General features: G+C 37.9%; 14 protein-coding genes and 1 pseudogene. All 15 read left to right on the top strand.

Annotation, left to right across the window (positions count from 1 at the left end; translation table 11 throughout):
* Positions 1-32: 32 nt before the first annotated feature.
* The 15 genes and pseudogenes from DXD02_RS03545 to DXD02_RS15935 all read left to right on the top strand — a co-directional run bounded on the left by DXD02_RS03545 (position 33) and on the right by DXD02_RS15935 (position 15,909).
* Entirely contained in the window at positions 33-365 is a 333-nt protein-coding gene (locus tag DXD02_RS03545) for a hypothetical protein (RefSeq protein WP_118666428.1), read from the top strand.
* 524 nt (positions 366-889) lie between these two features.
* Positions 890-1,303, top strand: a complete 414-nt coding sequence (gene tnpA, locus DXD02_RS03535; protein WP_055228349.1) for an IS66 family insertion sequence element accessory protein TnpA — start codon at positions 890-892, stop codon at positions 1,301-1,303.
* Positions 1,297-1,641, top strand: coding sequence for an IS66 family insertion sequence element accessory protein TnpB (gene tnpB / locus DXD02_RS03530; RefSeq protein ID WP_009246070.1), 345 nt, complete (start codon positions 1,297-1,299; stop codon positions 1,639-1,641). The genes tnpA and tnpB overlap by 7 nt, the downstream gene beginning before the upstream one ends.
* A gap of 127 nt (positions 1,642-1,768) precedes the next feature.
* Positions 1,769-3,386, top strand: a pseudogene (gene tnpC / locus DXD02_RS03525) (IS66 family transposase).
* A 592-nt stretch (positions 3,387-3,978) separates the two neighbouring features.
* Entirely contained in the window at positions 3,979-5,052 is a 1,074-nt protein-coding gene (locus DXD02_RS03515) for an acyltransferase family protein (protein WP_118666398.1), read from the top strand.
* 21 nt (positions 5,053-5,073) lie between these two features.
* Positions 5,074-5,289: a hypothetical protein gene (locus DXD02_RS03510; protein ID WP_118666397.1), complete on the top strand. Its 216-nt coding sequence runs from the start codon at positions 5,074-5,076 to the stop codon at positions 5,287-5,289.
* Positions 5,290-5,851: 562 nt separating this feature from the next.
* Positions 5,852-6,331 carry a hypothetical protein gene (locus DXD02_RS03505; RefSeq protein ID WP_147399077.1) on the top strand — a complete coding sequence of 160 codons (480 nt, stop codon included), beginning with the start codon at positions 5,852-5,854 and terminating at the stop codon, positions 6,329-6,331.
* Positions 6,332-6,425: 94 nt separating this feature from the next.
* Positions 6,426-7,313 (top strand): hypothetical protein, encoded by an 888-nt coding sequence (locus tag DXD02_RS03500; RefSeq protein WP_118666395.1) that lies wholly within the window; start codon positions 6,426-6,428, stop codon positions 7,311-7,313.
* A gap of 4 nt (positions 7,314-7,317) precedes the next feature.
* On the top strand, positions 7,318-7,467 hold the full coding sequence (locus tag DXD02_RS15360; RefSeq protein ID WP_158580167.1) for a hypothetical protein: 150 nt from the start codon (positions 7,318-7,320) through the stop codon (positions 7,465-7,467).
* A gap of 216 nt (positions 7,468-7,683) precedes the next feature.
* Positions 7,684-8,640: a hypothetical protein gene (locus tag DXD02_RS03495; RefSeq protein WP_118666394.1), complete on the top strand. Its 957-nt coding sequence runs from the start codon at positions 7,684-7,686 to the stop codon at positions 8,638-8,640.
* A gap of 253 nt (positions 8,641-8,893) precedes the next feature.
* Positions 8,894-9,847: a hypothetical protein gene (locus DXD02_RS03490; RefSeq protein ID WP_118666393.1), complete on the top strand. Its 954-nt coding sequence runs from the start codon at positions 8,894-8,896 to the stop codon at positions 9,845-9,847.
* A gap of 31 nt (positions 9,848-9,878) precedes the next feature.
* Positions 9,879-11,213 (top strand): FRG domain-containing protein, encoded by a 1,335-nt coding sequence (locus DXD02_RS03485; protein WP_118666392.1) that lies wholly within the window; start codon positions 9,879-9,881, stop codon positions 11,211-11,213.
* 348 nt (positions 11,214-11,561) lie between these two features.
* Positions 11,562-13,184, top strand: coding sequence for a P-loop ATPase, Sll1717 family (locus DXD02_RS15565; RefSeq protein WP_199691633.1), 1,623 nt, complete (start codon positions 11,562-11,564; stop codon positions 13,182-13,184).
* A 1,061-nt stretch (positions 13,185-14,245) separates the two neighbouring features.
* Positions 14,246-15,643, top strand: coding sequence for an ATP-binding protein (locus tag DXD02_RS03475; RefSeq protein ID WP_118666391.1), 1,398 nt, complete (start codon positions 14,246-14,248; stop codon positions 15,641-15,643).
* Between the two features lie 134 nt (positions 15,644-15,777).
* Complete coding sequence (locus DXD02_RS15935) at positions 15,778-15,909, top strand: hypothetical protein (protein ID WP_279220839.1); 132 nt, start codon at positions 15,778-15,780, stop codon at positions 15,907-15,909.
* Positions 15,910-15,924 lie beyond the last annotated feature (15 nt).

Here is a 15,924-nt window from a genome sequence, read left to right as displayed (position 1 = left end):
ATGAGTGCGTGTAAAAGAAAGGCTGAATGAATATGCCCAGAACAAAAGGCAGCAAAAACCGTCCCAAAACCAATGTCACCAAAGACTACGCAACTCAGATTGCGGAGAAGCAGGAAACTATTGCATCTCTGAATAATGAGATCGCATCCATCACCGCCAACATTGACACTTTGAAGGCTGACCTGAAAGAGAAGAAGACTGCTCTGAAGAAGGCCGAAAAAGAAGTGGCATTCCTGGAAGCAAAGAAGGCAAAGGCAGATGCTAAGGCTGCAGAAGAAGCAAAGAAAGCAGAAGCGGAGGCTGTGTTGAAGAAGCTACTGGCAAGCGGGATGAGCGCGGATGAGATCCTTGAAAAACTGAAATAAACAAGAGCCCAAGAAAAAATAAAATCCGTGTGAACAAACTGAACTCCAGGAGTTCACACGGTAATTTTTGAAGGTTGCTATATAGTTTATAACGGAAATAAAAGAAAAACATAATTAAAAGAAATGGAGTGTGAGAATAATGAACTTATCAAAAATACATCATATTGCAATCATCGTATCTGACTACGAAGCCGCAAAGGATTTTTATGTGGTAAGCGCAAAATATTGCTACATTACTCATGAATTACGCTTGCACCAAAATAATGAGAGTATGAAACTTTTTCTGTAAAATAATGTTTGGAAGGTTCTTCTATGATACAATAAATATCATTAGGAGGACCTTTTATTATGGCAAGACAAAAGAAACCGGTACATCGTAAGTGCAAAATAATTCGACGGATTGTGTTGCCCCAAAAAATATCCTATAATAATCAATAGAGAATGCAAGCATTTTACTTCATCTTTTCTTGCTAGAAATGATAGATGCGAGCATTTTACTCTATTAAAGTTATGGAGGTGTGCTCATGAGAAGCAAAAGAATACCTGCCGAAGAACAATACCGTCTCATCATGGAATGCCGTCAAAGTGGATTGACAGATCATCAATGGTGTGTGGAACATGATATCAAGCCAGGAACTTTTTACAACTGGGTAAAAAGACTGCGTCAGAAAGGTTGTGTGGATTTGCCGGCGTCAACTGGACGCACCTATCGCGCACCAGAAGGCCAGGAAGTTGTCAGAGTGGAGTTTCATGATACTGACCCGATTCCTTATGAACAGCCATTAAATGTAATTCCGGCAGCTACGGAAAGGAATAACTTTTCTGTAGCAGAGTCAATGAAGCTGTCTGTAGGCAGCTTTCATCTAACAATACCAAATGGAACAGATCCTCAGCTTCTGGCTCAAACGCTTCGAATTGTGAAGGAGCTGGAATGTTAGGGGATATCACAGCCGCCGATGAAATCTATATCGTAACAGGCAGAACGGATATGCGGAAATCCATTGACGGGCTGTGTGCTATTGTAGAGGATCAACTCCATATGGATCCAAGGCGAAGTGCCCTGTATCTTTTCTGTGGAAAACGTTGTGACAGGATCAAAGCTTTGCTCTGGGAATCTGACGGATTTGTGCTGCTGTATAAACGTATGGAAGTTCAGGGCAGGTTTCGCTGGCCCAGAAATCAGCTGGAAGTAAAACAATTGACCTGGCAGCAATTCGACTGGCTCATGTCCGGGCTTGAAATCGAACAACCCAAGGCATTCAAACCTACGGAATGATCGCGTAAACGGAGGGGCTTCTCACCCTGTATCATGTCTGAAATCCCTTGTAAATGCTGGGGTTTCTGCTTCTTTTTCATTGCTTTTTATGGTATAATAAGAGCAGTGAAAAAGGAGCAGAAAACATATGGCTGGCAATTCAAAAGATTCAAAAATCCTTGCGTACAAGGACATGATCAACCAACTGAATAAGACGATTTCCACACAGACAGAACGGATCCAGTCTTTACAAAAAAACATTGGAAGCAGACCGGCTGGAAAAAGAAAACCTTCGTCAGCAGATTGAATATCTCACGAAGAAACTTTTTGGTACTTCCAGTGAAAAACGGAAAGATATCGCTGGCCAGTTGAATCTTTTTGATGAAGCCGAGCAGGAAGCAGATCCGACATGGGAACAGGAACTTCCTGATGACATCACTGTTCCGGAACATAAGAGAAAAGCAAGACGGACACATGCTGATCTCTTTAAAAATGTTCCTTCCTGCGACGAGATCATTTCTCTTCCGGAAGAGGAGCGAAACTGTCCAACCTGCGGAACGCAGATGGAATGTATTGGGAAAGAATTCGTCCGCCATGAATTTCGTTTTACCCCTGCCAAGGGAAAAGTAGTAAATATCTATCGTGAAACCTATAAATGCCCGGAGTGTGCCATATCAGAGGAACATCCGGATGATCAGACATTTGTCAAAGCCCCTGTTCAGGAACCATTGATCCCGGAAAGTTATGCATCGGAATCCGTTGTCGGATGGGCAATGCACCAGAAGTACCAGAATGGTCTGCCGTTAAACAGGCAGGAAGAGGACTGGAAGCAACTGGGTGTCCCATTAAGCCGGGCTACGCTTGCTAACTGGATCATTTACTGTGCCGAGAATTATCTCCGTCATGTTTATGATTATTTTCACCGTCAGTTACGGATGCGAAAATATCTGATGGCAGATGAACCCCGGGTTCAGGTACTGAATGAGCCGGAGCGTAATCCTGAAACGGATTCCTGGATGTGGCTCTTCCGCAGTGGAGAAGACGGACTTCCGCCGCTCCTGCTCTATCATTATACAGAGACAAGGGCAAAGTTCCATGCAGCATCTTTCCTACAGGGGTTCAGCGGATATCTGGAGACTGATGGATATCCGGGTTATAATAATCTGCCGGATATCAAGCGCTGTTTTTGCTGGGCACATGTGAGACGTTACTTCACAGATGCCATACCGAAAGGGAAAGAGTATGATTACAGCCTTCCGGCAGTGCAGGGAGTACAGTTCTGTTCCAAGCTGTTTGATTGTGAGCGGTACTCAAAAGCAAAAAATCACACTGCGGAGCAGAGAAAACAATTTCGTCTTGAAAAGGAGAAGACGATACTGGAGGCATTCTGGAATTAGCTGGATCAACAGCGCCCAAACAAGGGAACCCGTTTGGCGAAAGCGGTAAACTATGCCCAAAATCGGAAAGACACCCTGATGACCTATCTGGAAGACGGTCATTGCAGTTTATCCAACAATCTTAGCGAGAATGCAATCAGACCATTCACTGTTGGCCGGAAGAACTGGCTGTTCAGCGCCAGTCCTAAAGGAGCCACCGCTAGTGCTATTGTGTATACAATGGTTGAGATGGCAAAAGCGAATGATCTGAATACCTATAAATATCTGACATATCTCTTATCACAGCGGCCAGACGATAAAATGTCAGATGAACAGTTAGAACAGCTTGCCCCATGGAGCGAGACTGCGAAAACGAACTGTCAAAACTAAAATAGAGTAAAACGCTTGCATCTATCATTTTGGTGCAAGCGTAATTCATGAGTAACGTAGCAATATTTTGCGCTTACATCCATTCAAACGCATCTGGATGGAGCCGATAATCGTGTTGTAGTCTTGCATAGTTATGCCTCCTTTCGCAATCATTTGATGACTACGAAAGAACTATAACACGTTGAAAACTTATTGATCAGCTGAAGCGGAAACGCGTTCAGTTACATCCGGAAAGACTGATCAGCTCTTAGCGGAATGCGTGGTCAGATGAGCCGGAATTTGCAGAGAAATAGGATTTCCTTTTTTCCTTTGCTTTGACATTATATTTTCAATTATGGTTCGATTTGGATTATGTGAAGAAAATCAGTATATGTCGCCTAGTGCATGTGTAATACATTTTGTTCTGTCTCTTGCCTTTGCAGTGATCGTGACGAAATGGATTGAAAAGCCTATATTAAGATATGGCAAAGCCTTAGAAGGAAAAATTGCATCAAAATAATATATTGCGCAAACAAAACGATAAATAACATTTTTGATAGAATAAAACAATTCGAACGGCACACGACGCCAACTACAATGTGAGGAAAATTAAATGGAAACAAAATTAATTAAAAACAAAAATTTGAGGGGTGGGGTACGGAGTTCTAACATCGAACTTTTTAGAATTATCTCAATGCTGATGATCGTAGCCCACCATTATCTTGTGAATTCAGGATTACTTGATTGCATTGATGCACAGTCAAGTTTGCATTTTCAAGATTATTTTCTATTACTATTCGGCTGGGCAGGAAAAACAGGAATTAATTGCTTTGTTTTGATTACTGGATACTTTATGTGCACCTCGAATATTACGAAAAAGAAATTTTTTAAATTGTTAAGCGAAGTCTATTTTTATAGAATAGTTGTATGGCTCATATTTTTCTTTTCAGGTTATGAACCCTTTTCAATCAAGGAACTTTTGAGCATGCTTGTTCCATTCCTTACCGTAGCAGATAATTTCACAGGTTGCTTTTTACTGTTTTATCTTTTGATTCCGTTCTTGAATAAGCTGATTCAGGCTCTGACAGAAAAAGAACATTTCTGGTTAATGGTGTGGTGTCTGGGAGTTTATGTGGTTTTGCCATCTTTTGCAAAAGCAAATGTTGTATTTAACTATGTGACTTGGTTTAGTATTCTCTTTATAATTGCATCGTATATCCGTCTTTATCCGAAAGATTGGTTTAGCGATACGAAGATTACAGGGATGATAATGGCTGTTTCGTTGATTTTATCGTGGGGAAGTGTTGCGGTGTTAGCTACCCTTAGCCGCATGTTTGGGAAAAACATCGGAATTAGCTATTTCTTTGTATCGGACTCTAATAAGATATTGGCTTTAGCTACAGGTGTTGGTGCATTCCTATTTTTCAAAAACATAAACATCGGATATTGCAGGATTATTAACACAATTGCCGCCTCTACATTTGGGGTATTGTTAATTCATGCAAATAGTAATACCATGCGGCGATGGTTGTGGCAGGATACATTTAATAACGTTGGCGCTTATGAATCTGGAAATGTGGTGATTTACGCTGTTGTGAGTGTACTACTGATTTATGCGGTATGCACGGTGATTGATATTTGCAGAATTAAGCTACTTGAAGCTCCACTTATGAAAAGGTTGAAATAATCGGAATATGCAGGGTACGGCATGACCTACCATGAAGATGTTGCAGCCGGAGAGTACAGTGGGGTCAGACCCCATAAAGAAAAAATAAACATTTCTAAAGAAATTATAAACAAAACAAGGGGAGCGGTAGCTCCCTACGCTGCTCAAATCTTCACACACCTCTCCGTGGCGAGCAGCAGGCAACGGTCTTATGACTGGCTGAGATGTGAAGGACTAAAAAATGAAATGGAAATGTAAAAAAGTGGAAGAGAAATTGGAGTGATAGCCATGAGAAAACAAGTTTATATCAGCACTGACTATTGGGGTCAGACCCCCTTACAATTTTCTTAGGAGGATATTTTTTGACGTTGGGATTCTGGGGTGTTTGCTTTGAACAAGGAAAAACAATTTTTATAATTTCATTCGGAATTGGAATTATAATGATCTGTAGATGTATTCGCTTTGCAAGAATGAGATATGTTAATATTATGAGACTTTTTTACTATACATGCGAAAAATAGACGAGTGGAGATCAGTAAGTGACAATGAGTAAATATTAAATTACTTGTCTGGACTGACTTATGCATTTACGAAATACTCTGGAAAATGCGTAAAAACTAGCTGGTTTTTCAGAGGAGAAATTATAATATAGATTATGCAGCCAATATTGTAAGATGCACTAACTAGTTGGAGAGTGTAAATGAATGTCACAAAGGCAGAAAAATATGATCGTGAAGCAATGGCATGTCAACAACCAGAAAATAGTAGCATAAAGGCCTGCAGAACCTAAATTTTTGCTAAAATTCAAAGGGAAAACGGAGTGAATACTAATTTGGAATGCATGATAAAATGGTGCAATGAAAATCAAGGCTTTTTTTCAGCATTATTATGTACTTTAACAATTCTTACAAGCATATTAACAATATTTTTCACTTGGAAGGTTGGCACGCTGCCATATAAGAAGAAATTAACCGTAATGGCAGGATATTGGGGAAGTGATGAGGATGGACACAATTTAAGGATTTCTATTGTTAATGTTGGAAGAATTCCTGTTTACATTAGAAGTGTAGAGGTAGAAAGCTACAAAGGTGATCTTTTGGGAAATATGGCAACCATGGATCTGGATAAGAATTTTCTGATTATAAATCCAAATGAAATTATTGCACAGGAAATTTGTGTGGAAAACATAGATCGTATATTTGATCAATATGGAGTGAATTTAAATAACCATATAAAAATAACAGTAACAGATTTGGAAGAAAAAAAATATACCTTCTCAAAAGGGTGGCCGGTCGGATAAGGAAGATTTTTCGCGGTGAGTAGCAGACAAAGTTATGAGTGACTTGAAATAGCGGCTAAGATGTAAAAAATTCAACGGGGAAGATAAAAGTGGTATGAATAAGGTATGGGATTGGATAGATAAAATCAAAAATGAGGATAGTGGTTTTGTATCATTTTTAAAATGGTGTTACGCTATAGGGAAGATCAGCTGGATCCATGCGCTGGTTTCAGCAGCAGCAGGTATTTTGATACCAATTTTTTTCGAGAAGAATTGTTATAAGAGTATGGTAGGCGCTATAGTAATTGCCATATTAGACATTTTGTATGCATATATTTGTAATGAATACCAGAAGAAGCTTTTCATAAGCAGAAAATTCACATCGGAACTCTTGGAGGAATTTAGTTCATTAATCAAATCTTTGAATATCTTTGTGCAAAATGAAACCGAATGGAAAAGCAAGATTTTCAGAACAACCTCAGAAATGGTGTGTGAAAAAATATATAGTATATTCAAAGAAGTATTTAAATGTGAAACACGGATTTCAGTAGAATATGTATTTCAGAAAACAATTCAAAACAGAAATCCAGTGCAGCATGTAAAAATGGCTGGAAGGAAGAGCAGACACAGATCAAAAACGAGAAAATCAGTTCCATTGGAAAAGAAACGAAAGTATTATTCTTATCAGATTTTTGTGAATAATAATAAAGGAATGAATATACTGGAATCAGAGAAAATTCATGACCCAAATATATGGTATAAAAATCTGGAAAACAACGTGGATGTGAAAAAGTACATTGGAATTGCAGTAAGTGTATTAGATGATGAAAAAGTAAATTTTATATTACAGATAGATTTTCTTGATGATTTTAAAGTCGGAAAGAAAGATTCGGAAGAAGAAATCAAAAATTTCGTAGATCAGTATTTGCTGTCCTACGTAAACATTGTTACATTGGCATACCTGTTAAATTTGAATAGCAAAAAAGAATTGAATGAGGTATAACAAAATGAAAAGAAAGACGAAAAAAAATCAAATTCAATCCGTTGCTGAAGAAAAGATAGAAGTTAAGAAATATACAATTAAAGAACTTCTCGAGATGGGGAACAAAACAAATAAGATTGAAATTGCTCCGGATATGATGAAAAAAGAAAAGTAGATAACAAACACATTGGATGACACATTGGGGTCTGACCCCATAAAGAAAAAATAAACATTTCTAAAGAGATTATAAACAAAACAAGGGGAGCGGAAGCTCCCTACGCTGCTCGAATGAATCACACACCTCTCCGTGGTGAGCAGTAGGCAACGGTCTTATGACTGGCTGAGATGTGAAGAATTAATGTTTAAATAGCTGGAATAGGAATTTACTACAATGGATGCTATTTTAAGACTGGCGAAAAAGTATTCTAAGAAAAAGCATACGAATATTCTTCCATGTTGTGATGTCAACATACTGGAAAATCTTCATTTTCTATATGATGAAGATTGGGAAAATCAAAGCACATATCCATACGAGATATTGACATATCTTTTTGATTGCTATTATGTTTTGTCGCAAAGACCAGATTTGGCATCATTATTCTGTTGGCAGGCGATTAACCACTCATATTATGTGCAGCAGTTGGGAATCCAAGCTATAGGAAAATGCAACGATACAAGAGGTGTCGAGCTTGTTCGAGATGCAATAGTAACTGGTTGGAACAAGTATGAACCGATATTGACCCTGTATTTAGAAAAAATGCCTATGAAAGCATTTCATTATGTAGCGGCATATCTGCTGAAAGGTTATGCAATAGAACAGAGAGGAATAGCAGAGAAATATGCGGCTTCATCGTATAAAACACTGACTAAGCAGATTCCGATTTTGAAGGATATTCTAAAAGATTCTTACGGGAAGGCATATTGTAATATTGCAAATCCTGTGATCGTAAACAGTGAGTTGAATCTTGGAATCGGCATTGCAGATAAAGTGCAAAGCCGTAAAATCACACACAGTTTTGCAGAAAAATTGCAAAAACTTATGCTAGGAGAAGAAGTAGAAATAACTCTGTGTGATGCACAAGGGAGAAAACAGAAATATAAATTTACAGACATCGAAAGAATGTCATTTGTTCTGTTTGGAATTTTGTATGCCTCTCGCTGCAATAATTTTCATGGAAATGTTGCGGCCAGAATGAACAGTATTCGTGCAGACAAAAAGACGTTTAACATGTATACGGATATGTTTCTACTAGAATACATCGTACTGGCTATACACATGAACAGTCAGGGCAGTTTATCTAATACAGCACTGGATAAAGTTAAAGAAAATGTAAACTTGATGATTTAAAGAAATGGCAAAGAAAGGGTGAGGAGATATGGACCAAGAATTGTTCAACCCACGATCCTCGTCCGGAAAGACATTGGGGTCAGACCCCATAAAGAAAAAATAAACATTTCTAAAGAAATTATAAACAAAACAAGGGGAGCTGAAGCTCCCTACGTTGCTCGAATGCGAATGAATCACACACCTCTCCGTGGTGAGCAGCAGGCAACGGTCTTATGACTGGCTGAGATGTGAAGGAAAAGGTAGGAATTCTACTATGAAGTTATATCATAAAATTTTTAAGAGCCGTGATGATATGTCGGTGTATCTTGAAAATATGGGGCCACTTATTTCATATGACGAGGAACTTTTAAATCGGTTGACCAATGCTCATAATACAGATGAGCTTCATGATGCAAAGTGCTCTATTTTGAAAGACTTTTATGATATATATGCTTTTGATGCAAGTGATGCAGAATTCCCAGAACCTATAGGACATTTTGATGACGAAAAAGAAAAAAGAAAGTTTATCCGGAAGAAAATATTGCTGCAGGATATGGCTTTCTATCTTGGTAGTGTGTATAAAAAGTACCATTCTATAATTTATCAAGCTCATAATAGATTGCCAGAAATCGAATTGAAAAAATTGGCGATAGATTATAACGAGATATACTGGAAAGCAATGGAAGATTACATTGCGGCACTTGTTACTGGGGAACAGCATGCCGTGACAGCCAGTTTTGTATTACCATCATTGATTGAGCAAGGATTAGGAATGGTACTACAAAATAGAATGCTATTCAAGTGCATAATGCAGTTGAACGATTTGACGGAAGAAGAAAAGAAAATAATTGAGCCGTTCTTGCACAATGATAAGATACTTTTCTATGGAACAGAGAAATTTACCATGGAAAAGTTATACCGGCTCTTTGTGGAAAAAGGTGTCTTAAAGAATGCCACAGACAATGAAATGATATTGACGGGGGTGGGACAAAATGGAAAGAGAAAATTGTCTCGGACACTGGGCGGATTGCTGAATAGTAATTTTGCGAAAGAAGAAATACTCCCGGAATATTTAGCTGTCATGCAAAATTTCTTTATTAAACTCAATATTAGAAATTGCATCATGCATGGTCTGGGAAAAACATTTGATTATCTTAACATTGGCTTAGTATCAATTATGTTCCAATTGCTGTGGGATATAGTTGATTGCGAGATATTTAAGGATTGATGAAAAAATCTTGAAGCAGGGAGGATTAAATATGCCATTAATATATAACAAAGACGGTTGGCTTTTTGAAAATCCTCAAGAAAATATTGTGCATGACATTACAATTGATGATATTAATCAGCTTTTGAATTATGCGGAACAAGATGAGATGTGGGCTGCAGCTGTTAAGAACGAGGTGGCAAACAGAGATAAGGCGATTCGTGATGGGACATACACAAAGAAAACAGATTGGCTTATTGAAGAATTTCAAATAATGCAGACAAGTGGAGCTGTAGTTCAGATGCCGTATGGACCACGTATTATTACTTTTCCTAGTAAACGCCAGCTATTCCGTGGTGAAATTCAAAACTATCATCGATCAATACCATCCTTGAACCGTATGCTTAAAGATGGCATGGATGAAAAAGAAAAGGAAACGATTCGAACAATAGCACATTTGAGAAAATGGCAATTTGTAAATTTGATTTCAAATATAAATATTGTACCATATTGGGAAGCAAAACTTAGCGATGTGAATTTTGATGCACTTGCGCAGCATTATGGGTTGGCAACGCATTTAATGGATCTGACGAATGATTTTAAGGCGGCACTATTCTTTGCAACGTGCAAGTATGTTCCGCAAACAGATTCATATCGACCTCTTACACAAGAGGATATCGATAAAAGTGAAGATACAAAATACGGATATATTTTTCATGCACCAGATTGGACCATCGACTTTATGAATGGCGGTGGCTTCATGAAATGGGAAAATGAGCATTATAACCTCAGTGATCCGGATATACAAAAGAAAAGAATTTACTTGCAATCTGGTGATATGGATGGAGTGGCTCTTCAAATTGGGTATCAACCGTTGCAACGCTGTGCTCAACAAAGCGGTTATATATACCCAATGAGAAATGAACCATCGCTTCAGGAGAACTGGCACTTCGAGAAGATGAGATTCAAGCAATCAGTGGAAGTGTCGAAGCAAGTTTATGAAATGATGGACGGTGGAAAGAAAGTTTTTCCAAATGAAGGAGTTAACGAACTTCGAAATTATATTGAACAAATCAAGCATAGTGTTGTGTTCACAAAGGATGAACTTGAGGCAGTGTATGATTGTGACGGCATCGACAAGACAATATTCCCTACAATCAGTGATTTAAAGAAAGCACTTGTCGGATACACAATTTCAGATGGTACGGTTGAAATTCAGGATGAACCAATAGTGTATCAGATTCCTACGGAAGTGCTTGATACCGTCAATAGTCATTATGATGGAAAAGATTTGCTGGAAGCGATTGGTGGGATGATTCATCAAAAGTATCCGGATCAGGAGTATAGAAAGCAACGTTGCATAGATATATATGGGAAGCTGATATAAAAATATTTGGAGAAAATCATTGATGGACATTGTACATAAAAAAGACACATGGGAGCCTACTTTTGGCGCATATAAAAATTGCATTGTTCTCTACGATGATAACTGATCATTTTGGGGTCAGACCCCCTTACGATTTTCTTCGGAAAGAAACGGATGTGAAAAGCCACACATCAGAATTCTATGATAGATATACAACCGTAAGGGAGTGTCTGGTCGGGTTAAATAATTGAATTATAGTTTCGTTAGAATAAGATAAAAAAGTTATAGAATGTAATTTCAAAGAAAATTATACGTATTAAAAAGGATTATATATATAAAAATACAGGAGAAAGGTTTAGGAAAATTATAATGAAATCGTTGGCAGAGATTGATTTAGGATATGGAGATGCGACTAATTACAGAAAAAATAAAAGAATGGCTCAGATGTTCAATGAAATATTTGTTAAAGATAGAAATCTAGAGCGTTTGCTACAAGAAGATTCTTTTTTTCTTATTGGCGAAAAAGGTACAGGAAAGACGGCTTATGCTACTTTTTTGGAAAACAGGGAATATAAGAATACAGTCACTAAGGTATATGAAATTAGTTCAACGGATTTTCAGATCTTTTTAAGACTTCAAAAAAGCGGATATCTTCAACTGTCCGATTTTACAAAAGTTTGGGAAATAATTTTATTGATGTTAATGGCTAGCGAAATAAATAAAAGAGATATAGATGAATTTGGACCAAAACGTTCGGAAAAGTTATATGCATTAAAAGCATCCATAGAAGATTATTATGAAGAAGCATTTATTCCAGAGATTTCTAATACTTTTAAATATATTTTGGATAATACAGATTCTATAGAGGCACGAGTTAAGTCTGAAATATTAAGTAGTTCAGCACAAATAAATGCTCAAATGATTGATAAAATTTCACAGGAATCAGCTATTAGAAAATTCCAAAATAATTTGCTTGATTTGAAAAAAGATTTTGAATCAGCTTTTCAACGTTTAAAAATAAATAAAAACCGCTTTATAATCTTAGACAGTGTTGATATAAATCTTTCTGATTTTACAACAAAAGAATATGAGGAGTGTTTGAGAGCTTTGGCGAATGCTATTTGGAGTGTAAATACAACAGTATTTAGAAATATGCCAGAAAGTAGTAAGGGCTTTTTAAAAATTGTTTTTTCTGTGAGACCGGATATTTTTTCAAAATTAAATTTACATAATCAAGCAAATAAAGTTAGAGATAATGGAATCGTTCTTGATTGGAGAACTACATATGAATCTTTTGAAAAATCGTTGTTGTATAAATTGTGTAATAGATTACTATCGTACGATAATCCGGGATTAGATGAGAATGAATATTGGAATTATTATTTTCCGTGGTATACAATGTCAACAAAACCTACAAGTCGTGATAAAGACTTTTCGTTTATCAATTGTCTAAGATTATCTTTATCTAGACCTAGAGATATGATTTCCATAATGAAGGCGATTCAAAGGACAAGCGAAAAAAATGAACATTCTTTATCAGAATTAGAAGATTTTCAAGATAACGCAACACAAAATGAAATTTCAAATTATTATGTAGAAGAGGCAAGAGATTGGTGTTTATATAAATTTTCGGGCAAAGAGTTTGAATCTTTATTGTTTTTCTTTCAATTTCTAAATGGAAGATCGAGATTCAGCTATACAGATTATGAAATTGCATTTAATAATTATATAGAACAAATATGTAATAGAGAGATGGATCTGTTTAATGAAATGGATAATAAAGATGATTTTCTCCAATTATTGTATGATCTGAATATGATTTGTTATTATGACAAGGATAAAAATGGCAATGACCTTTATCGTTTTTGCTACCGTGAAAGAGAAATATATAACTTAGCACCTAAAGTTAAAACAGGAGTTATTTATGGTGTTCACTATGCATTGCTAAAATCCTTGAATTTAGGAAAAAATTCTTTGGAAAATGATTTTTGAATTTTTTGTTAGCATTTGGTCTGATCCCATTACGACATATGTTGCAGGAGGGTCTGACCCCAATGTGGTCAACCTAGCGTCAACTTAAGAAAATCAATCTATAAATCGGAAAAGCATATTCGAAAAAACATGGGGCAACATCAGGCTGGAGCGTAGCTGAGCTAAAAATAAGCGCACTTTAATAAGGACTGTGGTAAGTCCTGTGAAAGTATGTGAAAAAAGGATAATCAAAGTAAACGGTAGATAGTCCGTAAGCGCTTAATTTTTGCATCTGCACACATTGGGGTCTGACCCTTGCAAATTCTGCTCGAACGGTACGCCTATTCTGAAATCGTCGGTACATTCATTCTGATTTAGCGGTACGCGTTTTCTGCTCAAAGCGGTAAGCTGGCCACATTGGGGTCTGACCCCCTTACGATTTTCTTAAAGAAAAAGGATCAGAAATAAAAGAATCCTGAAGTGCCAGCTTCAGGATTCTCAAGTCCGTTAAGGTGGACTATTCCGTTTGGGCTAGTGCTGTCTGTCATTTCTGTCTAACCACTTGCAAATATAGTAGCCAACTACAGATGCCAATACAGAAATAAGAAAAGCAATTATGTATTCCAAATAAGTCACCTCCCTCCGCTGGAAAGAGTCGACAGCAAATCCATGATAGCATAAAAATATATTTTGAGCAATTCATATTTTCAAGTTGATTTTAAAAGAAAAACATGTTAGTATATGAATAGCTAAGAAAAGCAATTATATTTTCAAGTAAGCCAGAAAAATCTAGAGTGCCAGCTCTAGATTTTTTGCTATACGATTTCTTTAAAATCATATTAGTAAAGGTCAAACCACTCGCCTTTCACTAAAGTTATTTTTAGTGCATACTTGAAAAAAACAATGTTTGATAACCTGCAAGAACAAAAAATATATATTTTTACTGACAACTACCTTGACAATCAGCATTCTAAAGGTTCGACTTATTTTACTTGACTTTGCAGACTATCTGATTTATTATACTCGTAAAGAAGTAACTTACGAGTTACTAACTCACGAGTATAATTATTGGAGGTGAGCAGATGAGTCAATTCTATTGCCGTGAGGATGAGCTGCGGAAACTGAATAAACGGTATGCAGGTGATAAGTTTGAGTGCATTGTCATCTACGGCAGACGGCGTGTTGGTAAAACGGCACTGATCAACGAGTTCTGCAAAGATAAGCCTACCATTTTCTTTTCTGCATTGAACACGACAGGAAAGGAAAATCTGGAAGCTCTCTCAAAGTCGATTATGAGTTTTGAGCGGCCGGATATGGAGTCTGCACCGGAGTTCAGGTCCTATGATGCAGCTTTGGATGAGCTGACAGCACTTTCAAAGGAAAAGAGGATTGTCTTTGTCATTGATGAGTATCCTTATCTTGCAAAAGCAAAACCAGCTATTTCAGCGATGCTGCAGCACATCATCGACCACAAATGGACAGAGTCCAAGATGTACCTGATTCTTTGCGGCTCCTCTATGAGCTTCATGGAGAGTCAGGTGCTTGGAAAGGAAAGTCCGTTGTATGGCAGACGTACTGGCCAGTTTAAGATTGAGCCGCTAGACTATAAAGAAACCGCTGTGTTCCACCCAAATCTGTCTGCAGAAGACAATTCCCTGATTTATGGGATCACGGGAGGAGTTCCCCACTATATCAATAAGTTGGATGTGCGAGATAGTGTGGATGAAGCTCTGTTGGATAATTTCTTTGACCGCTCCAGCTATCTGTATGAGGAACCGGGGAACTTACTGAAGCAGGAACTCCGGGAGCCGGCCATTTATAATGCAATCATTAAAGCGATTGCAGAAGGCGCTTCCCGAATGAACGATATCAAGATGAAGGTCGGCGAGGAAAACTCGGTCGTATCGAAGTACCTGAAAACGCTGATCGACCTTGGCATTGCGAAGAAAGAAACACCGATTACAGAAGAACCGGGTAAGAAAACCATCTATCTGCTGGCTGATAACTTCTTCCGTTTCTGGTATCGGTTTGTGCCAATCAATATGAGTGCCATTGACTCTGGCAGAATTGCAAAGACCTATCCACACGCTGTAAAGCAGTATCTTCCTGATTACATGGGTCTAATTTATGAGAAGATGTGTCAGGATTACCTGCTCTATTATTCGGATAGCCTTCCTATTGAGCTGAGTGAAATCGGCCATTGGTGGGGGACAGACCCGAAGAAGAAAAAGCAGATACAGATTGATATCGTCGGAACTCCTGTTGAGGGCAAAGACTATATCATCGGTTCATGCAAATACCGGAATGAGAAAATCGGTGTGGATGAACTCGATTTGATTCGGGATTATGCCTCAGTTTTTGGAAAGGGCAACAACTATCACTACTATATCTTCTCGAAAGGCGGATTCACAGATGGACTTCTTCAGGCACAAGAGCGAGGTGAAGTTCGGCTGATAACGCTGGAAGACCTTTACAAGTAAAAATTCTAATCAACCCTGCTGGTGAAAGCTGGCAGGGTATTTTTAGTTTGCGCGCCATGGGCGCGCTCTAACGGGTGAAAGTCCCGAACACGCCTAGGCGACAAGGAAGTGTATAGCTGAACAGCAAGATGTCTGTGAAGGTTCTGAAAACCAATGATACCTGGTACGGTATGACCTACCATGAGGATGTCGCAGCAGTAAAGGACAGCTTCAAAAAGATGCTGGAAAACGGCGTGTACAAGGCAGATCTCTTCTGTGATCTGTAAACCATGATGCAGGGA

This window comes from Blautia sp. TF10-30, from assembly GCF_003481245.1.
In the GTDB taxonomy this organism is placed as follows: Bacteria; Bacillota; Clostridia; order Lachnospirales; family Lachnospiraceae; genus Fusicatenibacter; species Fusicatenibacter saccharivorans.
Note: the sequence above shows the minus strand (reverse complement) of the source record. Positions and strands in the feature narration are given on the sequence as shown.

Coding starts and splice junctions, on each gene's coding strand:
- DXD02_RS03545 (WP_118666428.1), top strand. CDS start 33: ATGCCCAGAACAAAAGGCAGCAAAAACCGTCCCAAAACCAATGTCACC.
- tnpA (WP_055228349.1), top strand. CDS start 890: ATGAGAAGCAAAAGAATACCTGCCGAAGAACAATACCGTCTCATCATG.
- tnpB (WP_009246070.1), top strand. CDS start 1,297: ATGTTAGGGGATATCACAGCCGCCGATGAAATCTATATCGTAACAGGC.
- DXD02_RS03515 (WP_118666398.1), top strand. CDS start 3,979: ATGGAAACAAAATTAATTAAAAACAAAAATTTGAGGGGTGGGGTACGG.
- DXD02_RS03510 (WP_118666397.1), top strand. CDS start 5,074: ATGACCTACCATGAAGATGTTGCAGCCGGAGAGTACAGTGGGGTCAGA.
- DXD02_RS03500 (WP_118666395.1), top strand. CDS start 6,426: ATGAATAAGGTATGGGATTGGATAGATAAAATCAAAAATGAGGATAGT.
- DXD02_RS15360 (WP_158580167.1), top strand. CDS start 7,318: ATGAAAAGAAAGACGAAAAAAAATCAAATTCAATCCGTTGCTGAAGAA.
- DXD02_RS03495 (WP_118666394.1), top strand. CDS start 7,684: ATGGATGCTATTTTAAGACTGGCGAAAAAGTATTCTAAGAAAAAGCAT.
- DXD02_RS03490 (WP_118666393.1), top strand. CDS start 8,894: ATGAAGTTATATCATAAAATTTTTAAGAGCCGTGATGATATGTCGGTG.
- DXD02_RS03485 (WP_118666392.1), top strand. CDS start 9,879: ATGCCATTAATATATAACAAAGACGGTTGGCTTTTTGAAAATCCTCAA.
- DXD02_RS15565 (WP_199691633.1), top strand. CDS start 11,562: ATGAAATCGTTGGCAGAGATTGATTTAGGATATGGAGATGCGACTAAT.
- DXD02_RS03475 (WP_118666391.1), top strand. CDS start 14,246: ATGAGTCAATTCTATTGCCGTGAGGATGAGCTGCGGAAACTGAATAAA.